This is a genomic window from Ideonella sp. (genome assembly GCF_041914305.1).
In the GTDB taxonomy this organism is placed as follows: Bacteria; Pseudomonadota; Gammaproteobacteria; order Burkholderiales; family Burkholderiaceae_C; genus Ideonella.
Genome location: NZ_JAYSDQ010000009.1, coordinates 174,874 through 200,213, shown reverse-complemented (window position 1 = coordinate 200,213; position 25,340 = coordinate 174,874). Strand labels below are relative to the sequence as shown.

General features: G+C 69.5%; 29 protein-coding genes. 20 read left to right on the top strand and 9 right to left on the bottom strand.

Annotated elements, in window-relative coordinates; genetic code table 11:
• Positions 1-16: 16 nt before the first annotated feature.
• On the bottom strand, positions 17-2,461 hold the full coding sequence (locus ACE3SG_RS14195) for a DNA internalization-related competence protein ComEC/Rec2 (RefSeq protein ID WP_374565918.1): 2,445 nt from the start codon (positions 2,459-2,461) through the stop codon (positions 17-19).
• Positions 2,462-2,521: 60 nt separating this feature from the next.
• Between ACE3SG_RS14195 and ACE3SG_RS14190 the strand changes: the two genes are divergently transcribed.
• Positions 2,522-2,986 carry a RidA family protein gene (locus ACE3SG_RS14190; protein WP_374565916.1) on the top strand — a complete coding sequence of 155 codons (465 nt, stop codon included), beginning with the start codon at positions 2,522-2,524 and terminating at the stop codon, positions 2,984-2,986.
• Between the two features lie 11 nt (positions 2,987-2,997).
• Positions 2,998-3,483, top strand: a complete 486-nt coding sequence (locus ACE3SG_RS14185; RefSeq protein WP_374565914.1) for a disulfide bond formation protein B — start codon at positions 2,998-3,000, stop codon at positions 3,481-3,483.
• A gap of 332 nt (positions 3,484-3,815) precedes the next feature.
• Here the strand turns inward: ACE3SG_RS14185 and ACE3SG_RS14180 are convergent, their stop codons facing one another.
• The 3 genes from ACE3SG_RS14180 to ACE3SG_RS14170 form a co-directional block, all read right to left on the bottom strand.
• Positions 3,816-4,616, bottom strand: a complete 801-nt coding sequence (locus ACE3SG_RS14180; RefSeq protein WP_374565912.1) for a beta/gamma crystallin-related protein — start codon at positions 4,614-4,616, stop codon at positions 3,816-3,818.
• Between the two features lie 276 nt (positions 4,617-4,892).
• Complete coding sequence (locus tag ACE3SG_RS14175; protein WP_374565910.1) at positions 4,893-5,408, bottom strand: DUF1269 domain-containing protein; 516 nt, start codon at positions 5,406-5,408, stop codon at positions 4,893-4,895.
• 76 nt (positions 5,409-5,484) lie between these two features.
• Positions 5,485-6,219: an IclR family transcriptional regulator gene (locus tag ACE3SG_RS14170; RefSeq protein WP_374565908.1), complete on the bottom strand. Its 735-nt coding sequence runs from the start codon at positions 6,217-6,219 to the stop codon at positions 5,485-5,487.
• Positions 6,220-6,284: 65 nt separating this feature from the next.
• Here ACE3SG_RS14170 and ACE3SG_RS14165 point away from each other — a divergent pair, with 65 nt between their 5' ends.
• The 7 genes from ACE3SG_RS14165 (at position 6,285) to ACE3SG_RS14135 (ending at position 11,862) form a co-directional block, all read left to right on the top strand.
• Complete coding sequence (locus ACE3SG_RS14165; RefSeq protein ID WP_374565907.1) at positions 6,285-7,280, top strand: hydroxymethylglutaryl-CoA lyase; 996 nt, start codon at positions 6,285-6,287, stop codon at positions 7,278-7,280.
• Positions 7,277-8,509 (top strand): CaiB/BaiF CoA transferase family protein, encoded by a 1,233-nt coding sequence (locus tag ACE3SG_RS14160; RefSeq protein WP_374565905.1) that lies wholly within the window; start codon positions 7,277-7,279, stop codon positions 8,507-8,509. Before ACE3SG_RS14165 ends, ACE3SG_RS14160 begins: the two co-directional genes overlap by 4 nt.
• Before the next feature lie 7 nt (positions 8,510-8,516).
• The gene (locus ACE3SG_RS14155; RefSeq protein ID WP_374565903.1) at positions 8,517-8,804 is read left to right on the top strand and encodes a hypothetical protein; all 288 of its coding nucleotides are present in this window, start codon (positions 8,517-8,519) and stop codon (positions 8,802-8,804) included.
• 91 nt (positions 8,805-8,895) lie between these two features.
• A complete protein-coding gene (locus tag ACE3SG_RS14150; protein WP_374565901.1) occupies positions 8,896-9,312 on the top strand; it encodes a hypothetical protein in 417 nt (138 codons plus the stop codon).
• A gap of 146 nt (positions 9,313-9,458) precedes the next feature.
• Complete coding sequence (locus ACE3SG_RS14145; RefSeq protein WP_374565899.1) at positions 9,459-9,935, top strand: MarR family winged helix-turn-helix transcriptional regulator; 477 nt, start codon at positions 9,459-9,461, stop codon at positions 9,933-9,935.
• Between the two features lie 46 nt (positions 9,936-9,981).
• Complete coding sequence (locus ACE3SG_RS14140; RefSeq protein ID WP_374565898.1) at positions 9,982-10,407, top strand: organic hydroperoxide resistance protein; 426 nt, start codon at positions 9,982-9,984, stop codon at positions 10,405-10,407.
• Positions 10,408-10,506: 99 nt separating this feature from the next.
• Positions 10,507-11,862 (top strand): esterase-like activity of phytase family protein, encoded by a 1,356-nt coding sequence (locus ACE3SG_RS14135; protein ID WP_374565896.1) that lies wholly within the window; start codon positions 10,507-10,509, stop codon positions 11,860-11,862.
• Here ACE3SG_RS14135 and ACE3SG_RS14130 read toward each other — a convergent pair.
• Entirely contained in the window at positions 11,846-12,787 is a 942-nt protein-coding gene (locus ACE3SG_RS14130) for an asparaginase (RefSeq protein WP_374565895.1), read from the bottom strand. The genes ACE3SG_RS14135 and ACE3SG_RS14130 overlap by 17 nt on opposite strands.
• 102 nt (positions 12,788-12,889) lie before the next feature.
• Here ACE3SG_RS14130 and lexA point away from each other — a divergent pair, with 102 nt between their 5' ends.
• From lexA to ACE3SG_RS14105, 5 genes are all read left to right on the top strand, one after another.
• A complete protein-coding gene (lexA, locus tag ACE3SG_RS14125; protein WP_374565894.1) occupies positions 12,890-13,567 on the top strand; it encodes a transcriptional repressor LexA in 678 nt (225 codons plus the stop codon).
• A gap of 26 nt (positions 13,568-13,593) precedes the next feature.
• Positions 13,594-13,935, top strand: a complete 342-nt coding sequence (locus ACE3SG_RS14120) for a helix-hairpin-helix domain-containing protein (protein WP_374565892.1) — start codon at positions 13,594-13,596, stop codon at positions 13,933-13,935.
• 92 nt (positions 13,936-14,027) lie between these two features.
• Positions 14,028-14,480 (top strand): hypothetical protein, encoded by a 453-nt coding sequence (locus ACE3SG_RS14115; RefSeq protein ID WP_374565891.1) that lies wholly within the window; start codon positions 14,028-14,030, stop codon positions 14,478-14,480.
• A gap of 170 nt (positions 14,481-14,650) precedes the next feature.
• Positions 14,651-15,112: a nuclear transport factor 2 family protein gene (locus ACE3SG_RS14110; RefSeq protein WP_374565889.1), complete on the top strand. Its 462-nt coding sequence runs from the start codon at positions 14,651-14,653 to the stop codon at positions 15,110-15,112.
• Between the two features lie 33 nt (positions 15,113-15,145).
• Positions 15,146-15,625: a nuclear transport factor 2 family protein gene (locus tag ACE3SG_RS14105; RefSeq protein ID WP_374565887.1), complete on the top strand. Its 480-nt coding sequence runs from the start codon at positions 15,146-15,148 to the stop codon at positions 15,623-15,625.
• Between the two features lie 9 nt (positions 15,626-15,634).
• Here ACE3SG_RS14105 and ACE3SG_RS14100 read toward each other — a convergent pair whose 3' ends face one another.
• From ACE3SG_RS14100 to ACE3SG_RS14085, 4 genes are all read right to left on the bottom strand, one after another.
• Complete coding sequence (locus tag ACE3SG_RS14100; protein ID WP_374565886.1) at positions 15,635-16,690, bottom strand: 2-oxoacid:ferredoxin oxidoreductase subunit beta; 1,056 nt, start codon at positions 16,688-16,690, stop codon at positions 15,635-15,637.
• Between the two features lie 70 nt (positions 16,691-16,760).
• Positions 16,761-18,611 carry a 2-oxoacid:acceptor oxidoreductase subunit alpha gene (locus ACE3SG_RS14095; RefSeq protein ID WP_374565884.1) on the bottom strand — a complete coding sequence of 617 codons (1,851 nt, stop codon included), beginning with the start codon at positions 18,609-18,611 and terminating at the stop codon, positions 16,761-16,763.
• A gap of 85 nt (positions 18,612-18,696) precedes the next feature.
• Entirely contained in the window at positions 18,697-20,532 is a 1,836-nt protein-coding gene (locus ACE3SG_RS14090; protein WP_374565883.1) for an FAD-dependent oxidoreductase, read from the bottom strand.
• A gap of 181 nt (positions 20,533-20,713) precedes the next feature.
• Positions 20,714-21,535, bottom strand: a complete 822-nt coding sequence (locus ACE3SG_RS14085; protein WP_374565882.1) for a sterol desaturase family protein — start codon at positions 21,533-21,535, stop codon at positions 20,714-20,716.
• 121 nt (positions 21,536-21,656) lie between these two features.
• Here ACE3SG_RS14085 and ACE3SG_RS14080 point away from each other — a divergent pair, with 121 nt between their 5' ends.
• From ACE3SG_RS14080 to ACE3SG_RS14055, 6 genes are all read left to right on the top strand, one after another.
• Positions 21,657-22,340 carry a TetR/AcrR family transcriptional regulator gene (locus ACE3SG_RS14080; RefSeq protein WP_374565879.1) on the top strand — a complete coding sequence of 228 codons (684 nt, stop codon included), beginning with the start codon at positions 21,657-21,659 and terminating at the stop codon, positions 22,338-22,340.
• A gap of 102 nt (positions 22,341-22,442) precedes the next feature.
• Entirely contained in the window at positions 22,443-23,018 is a 576-nt protein-coding gene (locus ACE3SG_RS14075; protein ID WP_374565878.1) for a GbsR/MarR family transcriptional regulator, read from the top strand.
• Positions 23,019-23,079: 61 nt separating this feature from the next.
• A complete protein-coding gene (locus tag ACE3SG_RS14070; RefSeq protein ID WP_374565876.1) occupies positions 23,080-23,529 on the top strand; it encodes a thiol-disulfide oxidoreductase DCC family protein in 450 nt (149 codons plus the stop codon).
• Positions 23,530-23,545: 16 nt separating this feature from the next.
• Positions 23,546-23,941 (top strand): hypothetical protein, encoded by a 396-nt coding sequence (locus ACE3SG_RS14065; protein ID WP_374565874.1) that lies wholly within the window; start codon positions 23,546-23,548, stop codon positions 23,939-23,941.
• Entirely contained in the window at positions 23,938-24,864 is a 927-nt protein-coding gene (locus ACE3SG_RS14060; RefSeq protein ID WP_374565872.1) for an NAD-dependent epimerase/dehydratase family protein, read from the top strand. Before ACE3SG_RS14065 ends, ACE3SG_RS14060 begins: the two co-directional genes overlap by 4 nt.
• Positions 24,843-25,319, top strand: coding sequence for a DUF2269 family protein (locus ACE3SG_RS14055; protein WP_374565870.1), 477 nt, complete (start codon positions 24,843-24,845; stop codon positions 25,317-25,319). The genes ACE3SG_RS14060 and ACE3SG_RS14055 overlap by 22 nt, the downstream gene beginning before the upstream one ends.
• The last annotated feature ends 21 nt before the right edge of the window (positions 25,320-25,340 follow it).

The following is a 25,340-nucleotide window of genomic DNA, read 5'->3' as shown; positions in this document are numbered from 1 at the left end:
AGACACTCCTCTGACTTCAATCAGTAGCAACAACCACACCACCTGCGGGCGACAGCGCAGGGGCCTGCCAGTGCCAGTATCGCTTGCGCACGACTCTTGTGCACCATGCACCATCGTCTTGCTCGAGCCACGCACCGCAATGGTCGCTGCGCACCACCGGGATGCCCGCGGCGGCGTAACGCGCCAGCACCGCAGGGTGCGGGTGGCCGAAACGGCTGCGGTAGCCCACCTGGATCACCGCCACCTTCGGCTGCACGGCGGCCAGGAAAGCGGGGGTCGACGAGGTCTGGCTGCCGTGGTGGGGCACGAGCAGGATGTCGCTCTTCAGGCCTGAGCCCAGGCGCTCGACCAGGGCCTGCTCTTGCTCGGCCTCGATGTCGCCGGTGAGGAAGGCGCTGTGACCAGCGGCGTCTTGCACGCGGACGGCGCAGCTCATCGCGTTGGGCTTCAGGCCGTGGTGCCACAGGTGGGCGGGCGGGTGCAGCACCTCGAACCGCACACCGTCCCACTGCCAGGTTTGGCCGGCTTCGCAGTCGACATGCGGCACTGGCTGCCCGCCGGGGCCGGTGGACTGGCGCAGCGGGTGGTTCGGCTCCAGCCCGGTGCGCAGCTCGCCCACCGGCAGGGCGGCCAGGATGGCCGGCGCACCGCCGACGTGGTCGGTGTCGCGGTGGCTGATCACCAGGCTGTCGATGCGCGTTTCGCCGCGGGCGCGCAGCAGCGGCAGCAGCACGCGCTGGCCGGCGTCGTTGTCCTGGCCGTAGCTGGGACCGGTGTCGTGCAACAGCAGGTGATGGGCCGTGCGGACGAGGATGGCGCTGCCCTGCCCCACGTCGGCGGCCAGCAGCTCGAAGTGGCCGGGCGCCGGGCGCTGGATGGCCGGCCACAGCAGCGGCAGCAGCAAGGGCAGCCCGGCCAGGCGGGCGCGCCAGGGCAGCGGCAGCACCAGCAGCGCGCCGCCGAGCAAGCACAGCGCAGCGGCCCAGGTGGGCGCGGCCGGCACCGTCCACACAGCCATCGGCACCTGGCCCAGCCAGCCCAGCACCGTGAGCAACGGCTGCAGCGCCCAGCCGGCCAGCGCCCACAACGGCGGCAGCACCAGCCCGGCCAGCGCCAGCGGCGTGACCACCAGCGTGACCCAGGGCACCGCCAGCAGGTTGGCGACGAAGCCAATCAGCGAGATCTGCTGGAACAGCAGCAACGTCAGCGGCGCCAGCGCGAGCGTGGCGATCACCTGCTGGCGCAGGGCCCCCCGCAACGCGGCAACGGCACGCTCGCGCCAGCCCAGCGCCTGTTCGGTGTCGACCTCGGGTGGGTGGCTGGCGATCAGCAGCGCCACCGCCACGAACGACAGCCAGAAGCCCGGCTGCAGCAAGGCCCACGGGTCCAGCGCCGCCACCGCCGCGCCGGCCAGCAGGCAGACCAGCAGCGCGGGCCAGCGCAGGCCCAGCTGCTGCAGGCCCACGGTCAGCGCCAGCATCCACACCGTGCGCTGCGCCGGCACGCCCCAGCCGGCGACCAGCGCATAGCCGGTGGCCAGCAACACACCGCCCCAGCGCGCGGCATAAGGCGTTGGCCACGCAAGCATCAGGCGGCGGCTCTGGCGCCAGAGGTGGCCGACCAGCCCACCAGCCAGCCAGGCGAACAGCGTGATGTGCAGGCCGCTGATGCTCATCAGGTGCGCCACGCCGGTCTGGCGGAACAGGGCCCAGCCCGGTGAATCGATCGCCGACTGGTCGCCCACCGTGAGCGCGGCCAGCACGCCGGCCACGTCGGGCCCGCCGCCTTGCAGCAGCGCCGCGTCGCGCCAGCGCTGGCGGGCGGCGTCGAGTTGCTCGTCGGGCCGCCACCAGCGGGGGTGGCCCAGCCGCTGGGGGTCGGTCGGTGCACTGGCGCGCACCGAGCCGACCGCGCCAATGCCTTGCTCGAACAGCCACAGCTCGGCGTCGAAGCCTTCGGGGTTCATCGCGCCGTGCGGGCGCTTCAGCCGCAGCGGCAGTTGCCAGCGCTCGCCGGCCAGCACCTGCGGCAGCGCACCGGCGCCCTCGCGCGGCCAGGCCAGCCACAGGCGCGGCGGCAAGGTGACGGGTTGGTTGTCGGCGCCGCGGGCGTCGTCGGGCGCGAAGAGAAAGTGCAGGCCTTCGGCATCGACCTGCGGCAAGCGGATGATGCGGCCGCTGACGACCAGGTCACGGCCTTCGAGCGCGGCCGGCAGCGTGTCGGCCACACGCGCACCGCCACGCAGCCCTGCTTGAGCGCAGGCGAGCGCGCCGGTGGCCACGCAGGCGGCCAGACACACCGCCACGCCAGCGCCAAGTCGGCCGGCCCGCCAGGCGGCCCCTGCTAGCACCAGCACCGCCGCCGCCCCCATCACCAGGTAGACGCCGGGCGCCCACAATTCGGCCTGCTGCAGTTGCAGGGCGCTGCCGGCCAACCAGGCCAGTGCCAGCGCCGCGATCACGCCCCCCTGCATGCCCCAGTGTAGGATGCCCGCCGAATCATTTTCTTACCGGAGAAACCCATGTCTGTTGCCGCACGCCTGGCAGAGCTCGGCATCGATCTGCCGCCCGTGGCCATCCCCGCCGCCGCCTATGTGCCTTTCGTGCAGACGGGCAACCTCGTGTTCATCTCCGGCCACATCGCCAAGAAAGACGGCAAGCCGCACGTGGGCCAACTGGGCCTGACGATGGGCACCGAAGAAGGCAAGGCCGCCGCCCGCGCGATCGCGATCGAGCTGATGGGCACGCTGAAGGCGGCCTGCGGCGGCGACCTGGAGCGCGTGGCCCGCATCGTCAAGGTGATGAGCCTGGTCAACTCGGCCCCGACCTTCACCGAGCAGCACCTGGTGACCAACGGCTGCTCTGAGCTGATCGGCGAGGTGTTCGGCCCGCAGGTCGGCGCTCATGCGCGCAGCGCCTTTGGCGTGGCGCAGATCCCGCTCGGCGCGTGCGTCGAGATCGAACTGATCGCAGAACTCAAACCCTGAGGTTGATGCCCATGGATGGCTTGCTCGGCCGCCCGGCCCCGGTGCTGGCACTGATCGCGCTGATGTGCTTCGGCTCGGTCGGCCTGGCGCTGGTGTCGCAGTACCAGTTCGACATGCAGCCCTGCCCCTGGTGCACGTTCCAGCGGCTGCTCTTCTTGCTGATCGGCGCTTTTGCCGTGCTGGGGCTGTTGATGTCGAACGGCATCCGCCGCGTGCTGGCCGCCGGCGGGCTGATGATCGCGGTGTGCGGTGTCGCCGCGGCGCTGTGGCAGTATTTTGTCGCGGCCAAGAGCGACAGCTGCAACCTCACGCTGGCCGACCGCATCATGCAGGCGATGGGCCTGTACGACCATGCGCCGCAGGTGTTCGCGCCGATGGCCTCGTGCGCCGAGGCATCGGTCACGCTGCTGGGCATCCCCTATGCGTTCTGGAGCCTGTTGGCCTTCTTGCTGGTGGGGCTGGGGTGTGTGCAGGTGATGCGCGTCGCGCGCATCTGATCGCCCGGCCTGTCGAGCTGGCATGAAACGGGGCGGCTCGCGGGCCGCCCCGTTGTCATTTGGGGCCTGTTAATGCATAAATCACGGCCCCGCCGGGGTGCTCTGGGGATGCAGCGCTAGACGCCGGCCGAGGTACGGGCCTGATGCCCGTGCCTCGGCCGGTAACGCCGCGATGCGCTCCAAAGCACCCCGGCCCTTCGGGTGACCGTCCAGAGCGGGCGCACTCGTTGTTACGAGGCCACCGACGTGGGATCGACCACGTCGGCAGCCTCGCGCCTAGATTGAGCCCGCTCCGAACGGCCACGCGGCCGCGATTTACGCAATAACAGGCCCTACCCGTTGGCGCGCGGCTCGCCGTATTGGTTGACGGTCACCGTGCGGCCCGGCGGGCGCTCCATCTGCACGTGGTGCTCGGTGCCACGGAAGGTGTAGATCACGTCCCAGTAGTCGGGCCGCTCGTCACCGCGCACGGTGGCGCAGCGCTGCACCCGCGTGGTGTTGGGCCGGCCGTCGTCGACGTTGGCACCGATCACCGCGCCGGCCACGGCGCCGCCGGCGGTGGCCAGGTCGCGCCCACTGCCGGCGCCGATCTGGTGACCGAGGATGCCGCCGAGCACCGCGCCGACCACCGCACCGCCCACGTTGGGCCCGTCGGGCACACGCTCGCGCTCGATCCAGCAGCGCTGCTCCGGCGGGCCGACCACGGCCCGCACGGCCACCACGTTGGCCTCGAACAGCTTTTCACCGCCGCGGCGGCGGTAGTCGACCACCATCACCGGCGGCGGCGCATAGCGGCGGTCGTCAACGCGCACGTTCGATGCGATCAGGCGCACCGAGCTGACCTGGTTGTTCAGGCCCATCGCCGCGAGCGAGGGGTAGCTGCCGGGCCGCAGGATCACGCAGTGGCCGCGGAACGAGGCGTCTTCGCAGACCTCGTAGCGCTGCCGGTCGACGATGACCGACGACGCACGGTCGTTCAGGCCATAACGGGCCAGGTTGTTGATCGGGCTGTAGGTCGTGAAGGCGCGCCCGCCGAACGACTCGTGTTGGTAGAACGTGACCTCGGCCACCGCGTGGCCGGCCAGGATGGCGGCGGCCGACAACACCACCGCGGTCTTCAGGGAGCTTTTCATCGCCTTCTCCATGGATGTGATCAACGCCTTGCCCGGTCCCTCCAAGGGCCTGGACAAGGGCTGGTGCACAGCATGGAGACGAGCGAGCGCCGCGACTACCGGACGCATTCGCCGCGCGCTGTAGCCGCAGTCCTACACGGCCGCGGCAGGCGTGCCCCTCGGCGGGCGTGGGCGCCACAGGTAGCCGGGGTCAGGCGCGCTCGCACCCGCGCATCCCGCGCGGGCCGAAGGCAGCCTCCAAAACGACAGCGCCCGCCGAAGCGGGCGCCGGTGTCTTCAGGGGAAGGCTGGCATCGTGAGGTCGATGCCTTTGCGCTGGGCCTCGGGGTGGCGGTTCTCGAGCAGCGCCTGGATCTCTTCGACGCGCGAGTGCGGCACGTCGACCATCAGCAGGATCTTGCCGGCTTCGAGCTCTTCTTCGAACGGCTTCAGCGCCACGCTGGGGGTCGACACCCCGATCAGCGTGGACGCCCAGGCACCGAGCAACAGGCCGGCGATCGTGCAGATGATCAGCGTGCCCACGTCGAAGTTGTAGCCCCCGCCCAGGTCGGTCATCTTCAGGATGACGCCGAGGGTGGCGCCGCCCAGCACGCCCAGGCCGGCGCCCAGGAAGAAGGCATGCCGCACATCCGACTTCTGCAAGAAGCTGGCCTCGCGCAGCTCGCCGAGCGACATGTCGCGCCGGCTCAGGAAGTGCATGTGCCGGTCCTCGATGCGGGCCAGCAACAGATCGTTGGCGGTCTGGCGTGCACTGGCCACGTCAGGTAACACCACATACAGGCGTCTACGCATACGGCCTCCTCACCCGCCCGAAGACACACAAGAGGTGGGCGCGGTGCGACAGGTTTACGCCTGAAGCGAAAACCTGTCAATCAGCGCGGGCAAGCCCACCTAAACGTTGTGACAGGCGCTCGGCGGCGCGCCGCACGGTGGCGGCGAAGGTGGCCTTCAGGCGCGTGTCCGGCAGGGTCAGCGTCAGCGCGCCGAGCAGCTCGCCCGCCGACCCCCAGACCGGTGCCGAGATGCCGGTGAGGCCAGGCACGCGGTCGCCGCTGGCGGCATAGACCCCGTCGCGGCGGATCTGGTCATAAAGCTTGCCGCGCGCGCCGCCGCCGGGCCCGAACGCCAGCAGCACCCGGCCACCGGCGCCGCGGTCGAGCGGCAGCACGTCGCCGGCGCGGATGTGGTCGCGCAGCAGCTGCGGCGAATCGACCCGGTACAGGCACAGCCGCTGCTCGCCCTGGCGCACGTGGAAGGCTGCGCTTTCCCGCGTTGCCTCGACCAGCGCCTGCAACGCGGGCAGCACCTGCGCTTCGAGCGAGAACGAGGCCGCGTAGACCGACTGCAGCCGCGCCACCTCGGGGCCGAGCGCGTAGCGGCCATCGGGCGTGCGCTGCAGCAGCCGCGCATGCTCCAGCGAGGCCAACAGCCTCAGCGCGGTGCTTTTGTACAGCCGCGTGCGCTCGGCCAGCTCGGCCAGCGACAAGGCCGCATCGCCCGCGTGAAACGCCGTCAGCAGGCTCAGCGCCCGGTCGACCGAGGCGGCGCCGCCGGGGGCGGCATCTTCATCGGCGGCAGCAGGTTGGGCGGCCTTGCGCGGCATGGTCGGCTGGGCTTATGATTTCAATTGACAGAACGATGTTCTATCTTACAGAACACACTGAAACGATGTCAATCGCACCCCCATCCGACCGCCCGTCCGTCCTCATCAGCGAGGTCGGCCCGCGTGACGGCCTGCAGAGCGTGGCGCGCACCATGCCCACCGCCGCCAAGCTGGCCTGGGTCGACGCGCTGGTCGGCGCTGGCCTGCGCGAGATCGAGATCGGCTCGTTCGTGCCCGCCCGGCTGCTGCCGCAGATGGCCGATGTGGCCGAGGTGGTGCGCCATGCCCTGCGCCACCCGGGGCTGACGGTGATGGCGCTGGTGCCCAACCTGCGCGGCGCCGAGGCCGCGCTGGCCGCCGGCGTGCACAAGCTGACCGTGCCGGTATCGGCCAGCACCGCGCACTCGCTGGCCAATGTGCGCAAGACGCCCGAGCAGATGGTCGACGAGGTGCGCGCCATCGTGGCGCTGTGCCGCGAGCGTTCGCCGCGCGTGGTGGTCGAAGCCGGCATCTCGACCGCCTTCGGCTGCACGCTGCAAGGCCCGGTGGCCGAAGACGACGTGCTGCGGCTGGCCGAGGCGCTGGTGCACGCGGGCGTCGACGAAGCGGGCTTGTCCGACACCACCGGCATGGCCAACCCGGCGCAGGTGCGGCGCCTGTTCCAGCGCCTGCGCGCGGCCGTGGGCGAGCACGCCGGTGCCGCCCACCTGCACAACACCCGCGGCCTCGGCCTGGCCAATTGCCTGGCGGCCTACGATGTCGGTGTACGCACCTTCGATGCCTCCCAGGGCGGCCTCGGCGGCTGCCCGTATGCACCCGGCGCGTCGGGCAACGTCGTGACCGAAGACCTGGTGTTCATGTTCGAGGCGATGGGGGTGGACACCGGCGTCGACCTCGAACGCCTGGGCGCCGCGCGCGCCACCTTGCTGCAGGGCCTGCCGGGCGAAGCGCTGTACGGCATGACGCCCGAGGCCGGCCTGACCAAGGGCTTTGCCTATGCCGATGGGCGCCGCCCGGCCCGCGAAACCTTGTTGAACACCGCCGAGAAAGAGACCGAATGAGCGATGCCCCCACCCTGCCGCTGGCCGGCACCCGCGTGGTCGAGTTCACCCACATGGTGATGGGCCCGACCTGCGGGCTGATCCTGGCCGACCTGGGCGCCGAGGTGGTCAAGATCGAGCCGCTGGCGGGCGACAACACACGCCGCTTGCTCGGCTCGGGCGCCGGCTTCTTCGGCATGTTCAACCGCAACAAGCAAAGCCTGGCGGTCGACGTGAAAGACGCGCGCGGCCGCGAAATCGTGCTGAAGCTGGCCGCGGGCGCCGATGTGTTCAGCGAGAACTTCAAGGCCGGCACGATGGACAAGCTGGGCTTCGGCTACGCCGCGTTGTCGGCACTGAACCCACGGCTCGTCTATGTCTCGCACAAGGGCTTTCTGCCCGGCCCCTACGACCACCGCACCGCGCTCGACGAGGTGGTGCAGATGATGGGCGGCCTGGCCTACATGACCGGCCCCGAAGGCCGGCCGCTGCGCGCCGGCAGCAGCGTCAACGACATCATGGGCGGCATGTTCGGCGCGATCGGTGTGCTGGCCGCGCTGCAGCAGCGTGAACGCACCGGCCACGGCCAGCAGGTGCAAAGCGCGCTGTTCGAGAACAACGTGTTCCTGGTCGCGCAGCACATGCTGCAGTACGCGGTCACCGGCCAGCCCGCGGCGCCGATGCCCAGTCGCATCTCGGCCTGGGGCGTGTACGACGTGTTCACCGTGAGAGACGGCGAGCAGATCTTCCTCGCCGCGGTGAGCGACACCCAGTGGGCGCTGATGTGCCGCGAGTTCGGTTTCGACGACCTGCTGGCCGACACGCGGCTAACCAGCAACAACGACCGCGTGCGGGCCCGCGAGTGGCTGCTGCCGGTGCTGCGCGAGCGCTTCGCCGATCTTTCCGCGGGCGAGCTCGGCCAGCGCTTCGAGCGCGTCGGCCTGCCCTATGCGCCGATCACCAAGCCGCAAGATCTGTTCGACGACCCGCACCTGCTGGCCACCGGCGGGCTGGCGCCGATGACGATCCCGGCCGATGGCAGCGGCGCCGGCGAGGCGGTGAACACCCGCACGGCGCTGCTGCCGCTGACGCTCGATGGCGAACGGCTGCCCGTCAGGCGCGACCCGCCCGCATTGGGCGAACACACCAATGCGCTGCTGCGCGGGCTGGGCTACCGCGACGGCGAGATCGCCGCGCTGCATGAGGCGGGCATCGTGCGCTGGCCCGGCCACGGGCTTGGCGTGGCATGATCAGCCCATGGACAGCTTTGGCATCGAAGCCCACGGCAAGCACCCGGCCACGTCGCACCGCAAGCCTGCGCGCTACCTGCTGCTGATCGACTCTGGCGGCAGCACGGTGGCGCAGCTCTTCACCGAAGCGCGCGAGCTCGCCGCCGAGTTCGACGCCGGCTCGGAAGAGGTCGCCGTGATGACCCAGCGCCTGAAGCCCGGCGGCGGCGCCGAAGCCCCCGAATGGGACCACGCCCTCGAAGGCCACAGCCAAGCCGAGCGCGCGGCCGCGGTGGTCTACACACTCGACATCTGACCTCCATGCTTTGCTGGGCCTCCCCCACGTGGGGGGATTCGACAGGCACGGCGCCGGCGCTATGCTCCCTCGACATCGAGGGAGGATCGAAATGAACCGGTTATTTCAACGCGCCAGTCTGCTGCTGCTTGTGCTGCCAGCCCTGGCCAGCGCCGAGCAGCTCTACCGCTGCGGCAACACCTTCAGCCAGAAGCCCTGCGGCACGGATGCCACCACGGTGCGTGTGCCCGGTGCCGCGGTCCCCACCGCGGGTGGCGGCGGCTCGCCGGGCCAGGTTTGCGGGCAACGGGTCATCGCCTCGATGAGCGCGCAGGGCGGCAGCGCCCAGATCGACAGCGTTCAAACCGCAGGCACCGAGGTGATCCAGTACGCCAAACAATCGGTCGCCGCGCACCTGTATGCCGTGACGCTGTCGCGCATCGACTCGCAAGGCCGCAGCCTGGGCCAGGTCACCGTTCAGTGTTACCTGAGCGAAGACGACCAGCGCGTGCTGAGGGTCGTGAACTGACGCCGCGGCGCGGCCACGCCGGCCCGCGCCGCCAGCAGGCACCCCGCCCCACCCGAACCTGAGATCGCGCCGCGCCGCCATCGCCGGCGATGGCCGAAAGACCATTTAAATTGTGTGCAATTAAATTGCTCGCTACAGTTACGGCCATGACGAACAGCCGCAAGCCCCGCACAACCAGCCCAACCCCCGCCTCGTGGCTGGCGCTGGACATGCAGCTGTGCTTCGCCTTGTATTCGGCTTCGCTGGCGATGACCAAGCTGTACAAGCCGCTGCTCGCGCCACTGGGCCTGACCTACCCGCAGTACCTGGTGATGCTGGTGCTGTGGGAGGAAGACGGCCAACCCGTGAACGCGATCGGCGAGCGGCTGACGCTCGACTCGGGCACGCTGACCCCGCTGCTCAAGCGCCTCGAAGCCGCGGGCTTGGTGCAGCGGCTGCGCGACGCGGCCGACGAGCGACGCGTGCTGATCCAGCTCACCGCCGAAGGCCGCGCGCTGAAGACCCGCGCCCAGGCCATCCCGCAACACGTGCTGTGCGCCACCGATTGCCAGCTCGACGAAGTTTCCTCGCTCACGCAGCGTTTGAAGTCGCTGCGCGACAACATCGCCCAGGCCGCGGCCTGAGCACCTGATCCCTCCCCCGACCATCATCAAACCCAAGGAAGACACCATGGCTCTCGACAAGGTTCTGTACACCGCCCACGCCACCTCCACCGGCGGCCGCGCCGGCACCTCGAAGTCCGACGACGGCCGGCTCGAGCTCAACCTGAGCACGCCGAAGGAACTGGGCGGCGACAGCGGCCCGGGCACCAACCCCGAGCAGCTGTTTGCGGCCGGTTATTCGGCCTGCTTCATCGGCGCGATGAAGGCGGTTGCCGCGGGCCAGAAGATCGCCCTGCCGGCCAACGTGTCGATCACGGCCGACGTGGGCATCGGCCCGATCACCGGCGGCTTCGGCATCCAGGTGGCGATGGCCATCACCGTGCCGGGCATGGAGCGCGCCGCGGCTGAAGCGCTGGTCGCCGCCGCCCACAAGGTGTGCCCGTACTCGAACGCCACGCGCGGCAACATCGACGTCACGCTGACGGTGGTCTAAGGCCTCAGCGCTGTCACCGGCCCGTCATGCACGGGTCACGACAGCGTCACCCGCCTTCGCGAAGCTCCTCGGGTTGTATCGACCCGAGGAGCTTTTTTCATGCTGAACAAGACCATCGTCGGCGCCGTGGCGCTGGCCTGCGCCGCCGTTTTCGCACCCGCTCATGCCGCCGTCACGCTGATCGCCAAGGGCAGCCTGCCCGGTGATGGCAGCGACCTGTCGGGCCTGACCCACACGCTGGAAAACGGCGTGCCCGCCAACCTACTGGGCGGCCTCGGATCTGGCCTGGCCTGGGCCGGCGGCAACACCTTCGTCGCCATCCCCGACCGCGGCCCGAACGCCACGACCTGGAACGACTTCGTCGACAACACCACCAACTGGGTGCCGCGCTTCGACACGCTGACGCTGGCCTTGTCGCCGGTGGCCGACGGTGCCCTGCCCTTCACGCTGACGCCGCAGCTGACCGGCACCACGCTGCTGTATGCACGCGAGGCCCTCGTCTACGGCCCGGCCGTGCCGCCGAACAACCACAAGGGCGTGCGGTACTTCAGCGGCCGCTCGGACAACTTCGACGGCGACACCGGCTCGCTGAGCCCGATGGACGCGCGCCTGGACCCCGAAGGCATCCGCGTGTCGCGCAACGGCAAGCATGTCTACGTGTCGGACGAATACGGCCCCTACGTCTACGAGTTCAGCCGCGAGACCGGCAAGCGCACCCGCGTGTTCGCGCTGCCCGAGTCGACCTTCGCGGTGGCCACCAAGTCGGCCCTGGGCGCAACCGAGATCAGCGGCAACACCCGCGGCCGGGTGGCCAACAAGGGCATGGAAGGGCTGGCGATTTCGCCCGATGGCAAGACCCTGTTCGGCTTCGTGCAAAGCCCGCTGATCCAGGACGGCGGTGACGGTGGCCGCGCCAACCGCATCGTCAAGATCGACATCGCCACCGGCGCGGTGAGCCAGTACGCCTACGACAACTTCATCCCGGCGCTGAACAAGGCCTACAACTCGAGCGAGATCCTCGCGCTGAACAGCCACGAGTTGCTGGTGCTCGAGCGCGACGGCAAGGGCCTGGGCGACAACTCGGTCGCCGTCGTCAAGCAGGTCTGGAAGGTCGACCTGGCCGGCGCCGAGGACGTGAGCGCCCTCGAAGGCGCGACCGCGTTGCTGGCCAAGGCGCCGGCGAAGACGCTGTTCGTCGACCTGCGCGCCGCGCTGAACGCCGCCGGCATCGGCGACGCGCAGATCCCCGCCAAGCTCGAAGGCATGGCCTTCGGCGACGACGTGGTGGTCGATGGCGTCACCAAGCACACGCTGTACGTCGCCAACGACAACGACTTTCTGGCGGTGGCGCCGGGCGGCCTGGCCAACCCGAACCAGTTCTTCGTCTTCGCCTTCGACGACGCAGACCTGGCCGGCTCGGCCTACGAGCCGCAGAAGTTCAAGCTGCAGAACTGAGCAGCTGCAACAGCAGCTCGACGCGCGCCTTGGCCGGCGACAGCTCGCCGGCCGAGGGCAGCGCGCCGGCCGGCGCCCCGACCACCGCGGCGCCCGCGCACCGGGTGCCGCGCAGCACCGGCAAGCCCGCAGCCTGGGCCCGCTCGACCGCAGCCAGCAGCGACACATGCACCGTGCCGTTGCCGGTGCCCTCGATCACCAGGCCACGCGCACCGGCGGCCACCAGCGCGTCGACCACCACGCCGTCGACCCCCGCGTGGCTGACGACGATGTCGACCCGCGGCCAGCTCGATGCCTGGAACGCGATCGTGTCCAGCCCCAGCGCCTGACACGCCGGCCACGGCCGCAGCGGGCGAACCTGCCCCTCCTGGATCAGCGCCACCGGGCCTGCCTCGCCCGAGCTGAACGCGTCCAGCGCGAACGGCAGGGCCTTGCGCACATCCACCGGCCCGTGCACGCGGCCATGCAGCGCCGCCAGCACGCCACTGGCACCCGGGTGGGCGGCCAGCGTCACGGCGTCCAGCAGGTTCTGCGGGCCATCGGATTGCAGCGAGGTCACGGGCCGCATCGCCGCGGTGAAGACCACCGGCTTGGCGGGTGACAGCACCCGGTGCAGGAAGTAGGCGGTTTCTTCCAGCGTGTCGGTGCCGTGGGTGATCACGATGCCCGCCACCTCGGGCCGCGCCAGGTGGTGCGCCACGCGCGCCGCGAGCGTCTGCCAGATCGCGTGGCTCATGTCCTTGCTGTCGACCTGGGCGACCTGCTCGGCTTCGAGCGGCCGGTCGGCCAGGGCCGGCACCGCGGCCACCAGCTCTTTCACGCCGACCTGGCCGGCCACGTAGCCGACGTCGTCACCCGAGCCGGCGATCGTGCCGCCTGTGGCGAGGATGACGATCAACGGTGCTTGTCCCGATTTGTTTTGCATTTCTTGCATGTCTGGATAAAAATACAGATACTGGATGCAACCTCAGCCGTACCGTTCTCGCGCTAGTTTTCACTCGCGAGGGCGGTCTGGCGCCAAGCCGCCATGATCGAAAGCCCCAAGCTCACCGCCCGCCAGCAGCAGATTCTCGACCTGGTGCAAACCACGATCGAGCGCACGGGCGCCCCACCCACCCGCGCCGAGATCGCGGCCGAGCTGGGCTTTCGCTCACCCAACGCGGCCGAAGAGCACTTGCAGGCGCTGGCGCGCAAGGGCGTGATCGAGCTGGTGGGGGGCACCTCGCGCGGCATCCGCTTGCAGTCCGGCACGCTGCGGGCCCTGAACGAGGCCCGCGGCAAGCAATTCTCGCTGCCCTTGCCGAGCCTGGCCCAACTCACCTTGCCGCTGGTCGGCCGGGTGGCCGCCGGCAACCCCATCCTCGCGCAAGAAAACATCGACCAGACCTATGTGCTCGAAGCCAGCCTGTTCCCGCGCCGGCCCGACTACCTGCTGAAGGTCAAGGGCATGAGCATGCGCGACGCCGGCATCATGGACGGCGACCTGCTCGCGGTGCAGAAGACGGCCGAAGCCCGCAACGGCCAGATCGTCGTCGCCCGGCTCGATGACGAGGTCACCGTCAAGCGCCTGCACCGCACCAAGCAGACGATCGAGCTGCTGCCCGAGAACCCCGACTTCGAGCCGATCATCATCGCCCCGGGTGACGTCGAGTTCGCGATCGAGGGCGTCGCCGTGGGGCTGGTGCGCCAGCACATGCTGTTCTGAGCCCCTGACCGTCGAAGGATGTCGCAGTGAGCCGCACGTCGTCACCAGTCCGGCAGATCAAGGCACCCAAGGCCGCCTCGGCCGGCGAATGCCAGACGCTGGAACAGCTGCCCAACGTGGGCCCCGCGATGGCCGGCGACCTGCGCCTGCTCGGCCTGCACCACCCCACCGACCTGCGCGGGCAAGACGCTTTTGCGCTGTACCGCCGGCTCGAGCGCGCCACCGGCCACCGGCAAGACCCCTGCGTGCTCGACACCTTCATGGCGATCGTCGACTTCATGAACGGCGCCGCCCCCAAGCCCTGGTGGGCCTACACCGCCGAGCGCAAGCAGCTGCATGGGCAGGTGCACGACCCGGTGCACAGCTGAGCGATCTGCCCCACGCGTGGGGCGTCAGGCGACACAAGACGTACCATGGCCCTTGCCTTTCCACGTCAGTCACCTACAAGGTTGCCCGCCCCATGACCGCATTCGCAGTGAAACACATCGTCGGCGACCTCGGACCTCTTTCGAAGGTCATGAAACAGGTCAGGAAGGCCCCATACTCGTACACGTCCAGCGAGCCCGAAGCCACGAACGCCGCGCTGGGCAATTTCATCTACGTGTTCGAGGTGCGCGCAGAGCCCAAGGGCCTGCGCTCGTACTGGCTGGGCTACAAGTTTCGGGCGTTCGAAAAGTACCCGCCTGCCGGCGGCGGCAAATGGCTCGAACAGTTCAAGTTCAAGAACGCCGCCAGGGCCTGTGAACACGCCGAAGGCAGCTATGTGGACGAGCCGATCGAGATCGTCGAGCCCCGGCTCACCGCCTGGCTGGGCGACAAGCGGCCGGGCATGGCCGAGATCCCGCCCGAGTTCGTGGCGACCTTGGACGACCTGTTGGGCGACCCCGCCAACAATGCCAAGGCGTTTGCCTGACGCCTGAGCCGCGAACGGCGCGCACCGGGTGAAGCACGCCGCGTTCTTTCGCAACCTGCGCCTGCTGGACAAACACGGCTGAACACAGGCCCGGCAGGCCCGGCGCAGCGCCCACGCGGGCCCACTGCAGCGCCTATAGTGCGCAACTCCCACCGCTGCCGGGTGCTGCCATGACCGCCGGACTCTCGCTCGCCTCGTTGCCCCGCCGATTCGCCCGGCCGCTGCTGGCCGCATGCATGGCCTGCCTGCCGGCGCTGGCCGCGGCGGCCACCACTGAAGAGGAATTGCGCGCCGTCGAAGACCAGCGCCAGGAGGCGATCCGCATTCAGGATTTCGCCACACTGGGCCGCATCTACGCGCCCGAGTTCGTCGCGGTGGACGGCAGCGGCCAGGTGATCGACCGCAGCCAGTTGTTCCAGGTCTTTGCCAAGGGCGGCTCGGCGCAGAAGTTCAGCACCGACGAGATCCGCGTGCTGGACCTGGGCGAGACGGCGGTGTTCATCGGCCGCCTGGTGGCCCGCGCGCCGACCGGCGTCATCACCTACAGCGCCCGCTTCAGCCACGTGTTCGTGCGGCGCGACGGTCACTGGCTGTGCGTGTCGGGCCAGTCGACGACGATCCCCGAACCTTGATGCTTCACTGACCATCCATCCCGTCGCCAACGCATGACCCACCTGCCCCGCCGCCCCGCGCTGGCAAACCTGGCCGCCACCTTGCTCGGCGCCCTGGCGTTGACGCTCGCTGAGCCCGCCCTGGCCGCCGCGCCGAACGCTGCCGACCTGGCCCACCTGACCCGGCAATCGAATGAATGGGACGCAGCGATCGTGCGCAAGGACCGCGCCGCGATCGAGGCCAACATGGCCGATGACTTTCGCCAGATCGATGGCGATGCCGACATCGAGACCAAGGCCTCGTTCGTCGATGGCCTGATGTCGCCCAAGCTCAAGATCGACCCGTACACCGTCGAGGATTTCGAAGTCCGCCAGTACGGCGACACCGCCCTGCTCAGCGGCCGCACCCACATGACCGGCAGCTGGGACGGCAAGCCGTTCACCAGCCACTACCGCTACATCGACATCTACACCCGGCAGAACGGCGCGTGGAAGATCGTCAGCGTGCAGATCACGCGCCTGGCGAAACCCTGACGCCCAGGTTCAGCGCAACCCGGCGTTCAGCTTGGCCAGCACCGCGGCCCCCGGGCACAGCTCGGGCTCGGCCAGCGCATTGAGCGGCCGTGCCGCGGTCTTCAGGGCGTGGTGCAGGTCGCTCGCATCCGGGTCCACGTACAGCAGCCCCGAGACGATCTCGCCCTTGGCCTGTTGCGCCATCAGGTATTCCATCGCCCGCACCCGGTCGGTCGGGTCGTAGCCCGCGTGCAGCTTGCGCAGCCGCATCGTGCTGCCATCGGGCTGCGGCAGGTCGATCGATTCACCCGGCGCGGGCTCGGCAATGCGCTCGGGGGCGGGGTCGTAGAAGTCGATGCGGCTCACCGCCTCGTTGTGCTCGCGCACGTAGTCGTAGCTGCGGGTGCTGCCGGCGTGGTTGTTGAAGGTCACGCAGGGGCTGATGATGTCGATGAAGGCGGCGCCGCCGTGCGCGATCGCGCCTTTGATCAGCGGCACCATCTGCGCCTTGTCGCCCGAGAAGCTGCGCGCCACGTAGGTGGCCCCCAGTTGCAGCGCCATCGCCACCATGTCGACCGGCGCATCGGGGTTCGGCACCCCCTTCTTCGAGGTCGAGCCCCGGTCGGCGGTGGCCGAGAACTGGCCCTTGGTCAGGCCGTAGACGCCGTTGTTCTCGACGATGTAGACCATGCGCACGCCGCGCCGCATCGAGTGGGCGAACTGGCCGAGGCCGATCGACGCCGAATCGCCGTCGCCCGACACGCCGAGGTACAACAACCCGCGGTTGGCGAGGTTGGCGCCGGTCAGCACGCTGGGCATGCGGCCGTGCACGGTGTTGAAGCCGTGGCTCGCGCCGAGAAAGTAGTCGGGCGTCTTGCTCGAACAGCCGATGCCCGACAGCTTGGCGACACGGTGCGGCGCAATGTCGAGCTCCCACGCGGCCTGCACGATCGCGGCCGAGACCGAGTCGTGGCCACAGCCGGCGCAGAGCGTCGAGACCTTGCCCTCGTAGTCGCGCCGCGTGTAGCCCACGGCATTGCGCTCCAGCGAGGGGTGGTGGAGCTGCGGTTTCGCCAGATAGGTCATGGGTGCACCCTTCGGCCTGAGGCCGGCCCCGCCGAGCGGGAATGAGCCCTTTCGGGCGATCGTGCGAGGCTCATGCCTGCTCCCTCTTCGGCTCCACCGCCAGCTTCAGCACCCGCTCGGTGATCGCCTGGGTGATGAAGCGCGCGGTGATCGGCGTGCCGTCGTAGTGCAGCACCGGCGGCAGTCGCTTGGGGTCGATCTCGAGCTCGTCGACCAGCAGGCGCCGCATCTGGCCGTCGCGGTTCTGCTCGACGACGAAGACCTGTTCGTGCGCGGCGATGAACTCGGCCACGCTGGCCGGGAACGGGAACGCGCGCAGGCGCATCGCATCGAGGTGGATGTGCTGGCCGGCCAGCGTGTGCAGCGCTTCGTCCATCGCCGGCGTGGTGGAGCCGAAGTACAGCACGCCCAGGCGGGTCTTCTGTGCGGCCGCCCGCAGCACCGGCGCCGGCACCAGCGTTGCCGCGGTGGCGAACTTCTTCAGCAAGCGCTGCACGTTGTAGACGTAGTCTGCACCGGCCTCCGAGTAGCGGGCGTACGGGTCGCGCGTGGTGCCGCGGGTGAAGTAGGCCCCCTTCGACGGGTGCGTGCCCGGCAGCGTTCGCCACGGGATGCCGTCGCCGTCCACGTCCTTGTAGCGGGCGAATTCCTTGCCGGCTTCCAGCTCGTCGGCGGTCATCACCTTGCCGCGGTCGTAGCGGCGCTCGTCGCTCCAGGCCAAAGGCTGGGCCAGACGCTGGTTCATGCCGATGTCCAGGTCGGTCATCAGGAAGACCGGGGTCTGCAGCCGGTCGGCCAGGTCGAGCGACGTGGCGGCGAACTCGAAGCATTCGGCCGGATCCTGCGGCAACAGCAGCACATGCTTGGTGTCGCCGTGCGAGGCGTAGGCGCAGGCCAGGATGTCGGCCTGCTGCGTGCGCGTGGGCATGCCGGTCGACGGGCCGCCGCGCTGCACGTTGATGATCGTGACCGGGATCTCGGCGAAGTACGCCAGGCCGATGAACTCGGTCATCAGCGATACGCCGGGGCCCGAGGTGGCCGTGAAGGCGCGTGCGCCGTTCCAGCCCGCGCCGGTGACCATGCCGATCGACGCGATCTCGTCTTCGGCCTGCACGATAGCATAGCGGTGCTCGCCGGTCTCGGGGTCGACGCGGAACTTCTCGCAGTATTTCTGAAAGGCCTCGGCCACCGACGACGACGGCGTGATCGGATACCAGGCGCAGACCGTGGCACCGCCGTACACGCAGCCCAGCGCCGCGGCGCTGTTGCCGTCGACGAAGATGCGATCGCCCACGGCTTCGGCTCGCCGCACGCGCAAGCCCAGCCCGGGCCCGCGTGGCGGGCTCAGGTGGTCACGCGCGAATTCGCGGCCGGCGTGCAGCGCGCGCACATTCGACTCCAGCAGCTTCTCCTTGCCCCGGTATTGCTCGGAGAACAGCTTCTCGATCACCGACGCATCGATGTCCATCAACGCCGACAAGGCGCCGAGCACCATGATGTTCTTGAACAGCTGGCGCTGGCGCGAGTCTTCGTAGGTCGCGTTGCAGATCGCCGTGACCGGCATGCCGATCACGGTGATGTCCTTGCGAAAGGCGCTCTGGGGCAAGGGCCGCGTGCTGTCGTAGAAAAGGTAGCCCCCCGGCTCGACCTCGGCCACGTCCTGCGCCCAGGTCTGCGGGTTCATCGCGACCATCAAATCGACACCACCGCGCCGGCCTAACCAGCCCGCCTCACTGACGCGCACCTCGTACCAGGTCGGCAAGCCCTGGATGTTGCTCGGAAAGATGTTGCGCGGGCTCACGGGCACGCCCATGCGCAAGATCGCCTTCGCGAACAGCTCGTTGGCCGAGGCCGAACCCGAGCCGTTGACGTTGGCGAACTTGACGACGAAGTCGTTGACTGCTTCTACACGTTGCGTCATGTCTGCCCCTCGTTCGATGAATACATCGACCGATCCCCCGAGGGGATGCCGGCCGGCTCGGGAGCGGCCCAGCGCTCGTCCGGCTTCATTTGCAGTGCACCCCCACCTGGCGCCCACCATGGCTGCGACACGCGGGCCCGGCCTGCGTCGTCTGCAGCAAGAACTTCTGCATGTCCCACGCCCCGGTGGGGCACCGCTCGGCGCACAGCCCGCAGTGCAGGCAGACGTCTTCGTCTTTCACCATCACCCGCGCGGTCTTCAAGGGCCCGCTCACGTACAGGTCTTGCTCGGCGTGGGGGGCGGGCGCCTGCAGCCGGCCACGCAGGTCGGCCTCGTCACCGTTGGTGGTGAAGCTGATGCAGTCCATCGGGCAGATGTCGACGCACGAATCGCACTCGATGCAGGCCTTGGCGGTGAACACCGTCTGCACGTCGCAGTTCAGGCAACGCTGCGCTTCCTTGAACGCCGTCGCGGCGTCGAAGCCCAGTTCGACCTCGATCTTGATGCTGGCCAGCGCCGTCTCGGCGGCCGTCCACGGCACCTTGTTGCGCAGGTCGTTCGACACCGCGTTGTCGTAGCTCCACTCGTGGATGCCCATCTTCTGCGACATCAGGTTCACATGCGGCGGCGGCCGGTCGGCCACCGCCTCGCCGTGCAGGAACTTGTCGATCGACACCGCCGCCTCGTGGCCGTGGGCCACGGCGGTGATGATGTTCTTCGGCCCGAAGGCCGCATCGCCGCCGAAAAAGACGTTCGGCAGGCTGGACTGCATCGTCTTCTCGCCCACCACCGGCAAGCCCCATTTGTCGAACGCAATGCCGCAGTCGGGCTCGATCCACGGGAAGGCGTTCTCTTGCCCAACCGCGATCAACACCTCGTCGCACGGCAGCAGCACATCGGGCTGGCCGGTCGGCACCAGCTCGCGCTTGCCCTTGGCGTCGTAGCGCGCCTCGACGATCTCGAAGCGCATGCCGACCAGCTTGCCACCCTCGATCTCGAACGACTTCGGCACGTGGAAGTTGAGGATCGGGATGCCCTCGTGCATCGCGTCTTCCTTCTCCCACGGCGAGGCCTTCATCTCGTCGAAGCCGCTGCGCACGACCACCTTCACGTCGCTGGCGCCCAGGCGCCTCGCCGAGCGGCAACAGTCCATCGCCGTGTTGCCGCCGCCCAGCACGATGACACGCGGCTCGACCTTCGTCACATGGCCGAACGAGACCGACGACAACCAGTCGATGCCGATGTGGATCTGGTCTTTCGCCTCGTCGCGCCCGGGAACACGCAGGTCGCGCCCGCGCGGTGCGCCGGAGCCGACGAAGACGGCGTCCCAGCCTTCGGCCAGCAGCGCCTTCATCGAGCCGATGTAGTGACCGCTGCGAAACTCGACGCCCAGGCCCAGGATGTAGCCGCACTCCTCGTCGATCACGGTCTCGGGCAGGCGAAAGCGCGGCACCTGCGTGCGCATGAATCCACCGGGCTTGGCATCGCCATCGAACACGGTGACCTCGTAGCCTTGCGTCGCCAGGTCGCGCGCCACGGTCAGCGACGCCGGGCCGGCACCGACGCAGGCCACGCGCTTGCCGTTTTTCGCCTCGGGCCGCGGCATGCGCGCCCGCACCTCGCCACCCTTGAAATCGGCGGCCACGCGCTTCAGGCGGCAGATGGCGACCGGCTCGGGCTTCTCGGCGTTGCGCTCTTCGACCCGGCCGCGCCGGCAAGCGGGCTCGCAGGGCCTGTCGCACGTTCGCCCCAGGATGCCCGGGAAGACGTTGGACACCCAGTTGACCATGTAGGCGTCGTCGTAACGACCCTGGGCGATCAGCCGGATGTATTCCGGCACCGGCGTGTGGGCGGGGCACGCCCATTGGCAGTCGACAACCTTGTGAAAGTAGGCCGGGTCCGCCACGTTGGTGGGTTGCACGCGCGCTGTCTCCTGAAGCCGGAGTAGCCGCACGCGCCAGGATCACTGCCGCTGTCGCCGCACCCCGATCACCTTGATCGAGCCAGTCTACTCCCGCGCGTGCACCACCCGGTTCAGGCGGCGCTGAATAAGCCCCCGCGAGGCTGCGCGCCCTGGTTTGGGGTGACTGCGTTGCCTTCAGTCAAACCCGGGTGGGCGTGGCCATCGTCGGCGAGGCCTGGGCCACAGGGCTCGCGCCGCGGCTGCCAGCGCCGTAGTGGTCGAGGTTCACGTCGCGGCAGGCCAGCATCGCGCCCAGGCGGCGATCGGCCGGTGCGTCGAAACCGCACTCGCCCTCGAAGCGCCGGGGGTTGCGGAACGAGCCGAACAGCAGGTCCCACAGCGGGAAGTCGGCGTAGTTCAGCGCGTGGATGCCGCGCCGGTGGTGCTCGCAATGCGACTCGGGCCGCTGAATGACATAGCCAACCCAGGCGGGCGTGTTCACGTTCCAGTGCTGGAACATGCCATGGAACGCCGCCACCACGCCGACCAGCGCCGCCGCGAGCGGATCGAGCCCCAGCACGATCACCGTGACGAACAGCTGCAACATCACCTGAACCCCCATCTCGAACGGGTGGAAGACCACCGAGCCCGAGATGTCAACACGCTGCGGCGCGTGGTGAACCTGGTGCGACAGCCGCCACATCAGCGGCGATGCGTGGCACAGCCGGTGGTAGCCGTAGCTGACGAGCGAGAGCACCACCCAGCCGGCCAATGTGCCGCCCGCCACGCCCAGGCGGGTGCCGTCGACCCAGCGTTGCGCCGCCATCCAGTCCACCGGCAGCAGCAGCGGCACGACCGCGCCGACCGTGGCGATCAGCACCAGAAAGCCCAGGCCCACCCAGCGCCAGCCGCGCCGCGGCGGAAACACCCGCGCCGGCCAGCGCGCCTCGGCGGCCAGCATTACACCGTACATCAAGGGCACCAGCAGGCCGACGCTCTCGGCCAGTTCGTCGTTCGACATGATCCACTCCTTTCGAGGGCAACGGGCTCGCACGCCCCACCACTTGGTCGGCGCGCCCTGCACCACCTTACGCTGTAAGTCGAGATCTGGATGCAGGGTTCTTACGGTGTAAGCTCAACCCATGGTCACCCGCCCGGCCCACCCGCCCCGATCACCGGCGCCCCGCCGGCCCCGCCCCACGCTGACGCCCGCCAGCATCCTGCAGGCCGCCCTCGACCTGGTGGCCGAAGACGGCCTGGCGGCCTTCAGCACCCGCCGCCTCGGCCAGCGCCTGGGCTGCGAGGCGATGAGCATCTACCACCACTACCCGAGCAAGCACCACCTGCTCGACGCGATGGTCGACCACGCGGTCGGCAGCATGGCCTGGCCCGCGGCCGACCTGCCGCCCCGCGACCGGTTGCGCCAGGCGATGTACGCCTACCGCGAGATGGCGCATCGCTGGCCGGCCTTGTTTCCGCTGGTGGCCGTGCACCGGCTGAACACGCCCACCGGGGTGCGCTTCATCGAGACCGTGTTGTCGCTGGTGCAGGCGGTGGTGCCCGACGCCGAGCTGGCCGCCCGGCACTTTCGAACGCTCGGCTACTTCCTGGTCGGCGCCGCGCTGGACGAAACCTCGGGCTATGCGCGCGGGCCGTCGGCCGCCGAGCCTGTCGACGGCGCCTACATCGCCCGCGAGTGCCCCCGCCTGGCGAGTTCGGCGCCCTATTTCCAGTCTTCGCAATGGGACGCGACATTCGAATTGGGCGCCCAGGCGTTGCTCGACGCGATGACGCGCGACGCCGGGCGGGTGCGGCGTTCGACCTGAACTCGGGCCACGGCCCATGGCCACAACCGCCGATCGACCGTCAATCAACCACCTACAAATTTCTCTCTTGACAGAAATTACAGAAGCGATACGCTCGGCACCATGGAACTCAGCGAAACCGGCCGCCGCTTCATCGTCCACTGGGGTGAGATGGGCTCGGCCTGGGGCGTCAACCGCACGGTGGCGCAGATCCACGCGCTGCTGTTCTTTCACGGCAAGCCGCTGAATGCCGAAGACATCAGCGACACGCTGGCCGCCGCGCGCTCCAACGTGAGCACCAGCCTGAAAGAGCTGCAGAACTGGAACCTGATTCGCGTGACCCATGTGCTGGGCGACCGGCGCGACTACTTCGAAACTTCGCACGACGTGTGGGAGCTGTTTCGCACCATCGTGCGCGAGCGCAAGGAGCGCGAGTTCGACCCCACATCGCGCCTGCTGCAAGAGCTGGTCTCGCAGCCCTCGTTCCAGCAAGAGCCGCCCGACGTGCAAGACCGCCTGCGCGAAACCCAGCGCTTCATGGAGGCCCTGGGCGCCTGGTCCGACGAGATGCTGCGCCTGACCCCCGCCACGCTCGAAAAGGTGATGGGCCTGGGCGCCAAGGTGCAGAAGTTCTTGCGCAGCCCCGAGCCCGGCACCGCCCTGGCCGAGCCGCCGCAACTGCCACCGCCGCTTTTCTGACGCCAGCCCCTTTTTTTGAGTACATATTTCTGTCTTTGCCGAAATTTCAGAAGGAGAAAACATGACCACCGCCCTCTACCCGCTGACGCTGTACTACGAGTCGGCCTGCGCGCTGTGCAACGGCGAGATGACCAACCTGATGCTGCGCGACACCGACAGCAAGCTGCGCTTCGTCGATGTCTCGGCCCCGGGCTTCGACAGCCTGCCGCCCGGCACCACCACCGCCGACCTGCTGGAGCTGATCCACGCCCAGACGGCCGACGGGCGCGTGCTGCGCGGCGTCGAGGTGTTTCGCCACGCCTACCGCGCGGTCGGCCTCGACTGGCTGGTCGCGCCGACCAACTGTCCGCTGCTGGGGCCGCTGGCCGACCGGCTCTACCCGCTGCTGGCCCGCAACCGGCACCGCATCCCGCGCGTGGTCAGCCACCTGCTGTTCGAGACGGCCACCCGCCGCGCCGCCGAACGCGCCGCGTTGCGCCGTTGCCGCCCCGGCAGCGCCTGCGAACTTTGAAGACAAGGAGTCGTCGATGAACACCACCACGTTCGTGCTCTCGCTCGCACTGGCCGGCAGCCTGCCGATCGTCGCCGTGCGCTACCTCGAACCGATCCTCGTCAAGGTGTTGCGCGGCATTTGCGATGCCGAGGGCGGCGCCGAGTTCTGGGTCCGCTCGGCCTACCTGCTGGCCGTCAGCGGCACGCTGGTGCTGCTGCTGAGCTTTGGCCGCTTCGAGCCGCTGGCCGACCCGGTGGATGTGCTGCGCCGCACGCTGTGGCTGGTGCTGGCGGGCGTGTTCGCCACTGTCGCCTTCATCGCCAGCAGGGTCTGGAAGCAGATCGCGCGCATGCTCGACCCCGCGCCACTGGCCACCCGCCCGGCGCAGCCCGTCAACCCGGCCCACGCGGCGGTGAGGAGCACGTCATGAAAGTGCTGGTGTGTGGCGGGCGCGGCTTCATCGGCCGGCACATCGCCACGGCCCTGCGCGGCGCCGGCCACGAGGTGTTGGCCACCGTCTCGGGCCAGCCCGGCCCGGGCGAGCTGCGGGTGGACTTTGCGCGCGACACCACCGCCGCCGCCTGGCTGCCTCGCCTGGCCGGCATCGACGCGGTGGTCAATGCGGTGGGGGTGCTGCGCGACTCACCACGCCGGCCGATGACGGCGGTGCACCTGCTGGCGCCGATGGCGCTGTTCGCCGCCTGCGCGCAGGCCGGGGTCAGGCCCGTGGTTCACCTGTCTGCCCTGGGGATCGACAGCGGCACGACGCCGTATGCCCACACCAAGCGCGCGGCCGAGCGGCAACTGCTGGAGCGAAGCGCCCGCGGCGAACTCGACGGCGTGGTACTGCGCCCGAGCGTGGTCTACGGGCCGGGTGGCGCCAGCAGCCGGTTGTTCGACACCCTCGCGCGGCTGCCGGTGCTGCCGCTGCCAAGCGTGGCCGCAAGTGCCCGGATCCAGCCCGTCCACGTGAGCGACCTGGCCGAGGCGGTGGTGCGCCTGCTCACCCCGGCCGCAGTGCGCCACGGCTCGATCGATGCGACCGGGCCACGCGCGATGACGCTGGCCGCCTTCATCGGCGAGTTGCGTGCACAGCGGGGCCGGGCGCCGGCACGCACCTGCCCCCTGCCCGAGCGCTGGACGCGGTGGTCCGCCAGGCTGGGTGATGCATGCCCACTGACGCCATGGGGCACGCAGACGCTGGCGCTGCTGTCGGTCGACAACACCGCCGACCCGGGCCCGTTTCGCTCGCTGCTGGGCCGCGAGGCGCAGGACCCGTGCCGGTTCACCGCCCCGCCCCACCCGTTCGCCCACCCACCCGCCGGATCGGCATGTCCACCTACCTCGTCCTGAAGTGGCTGCACGTGTTGTCGAGCGTGCTGCTGGTCGGCACCGGCTTCGGCACGGCGTTCTTCGGCTTCTTCGCCCACCGCAGCGGCAACCTGCAGGCGCAGGCGGTGGTGGGCCGGCTGGTCGTGCGCGCAGACAGCTGGTTCACCACGCCGGCGGCGATCTTCCAGCCCCTGTCGGGCATCGCGCTGGCGCACCTGGCCGGGTGGCCGCTCGGCACACCCTGGCTGGCCACCTCGATCGGCCTGTTCGCACTCACCGGCGCCTGCTGGCTGCCGGTGCTGTGGCTGCAGTGGCGCATGGCCCAGATGGCCGGGGCCGCCGTGGCGCGCAGCGAGCCCCTGCCGCCCGCCTATGCGCGCTACGCCCGCTGCTGGCAAGCGCTCGGCTACCCGGCGTTCATCGCGATGCTCGGCGTGTACTACCTGATGGTGAACAAGCCGGCGCTGTGGCGTTAGTGTCCTGTCCTGCGGGACAGG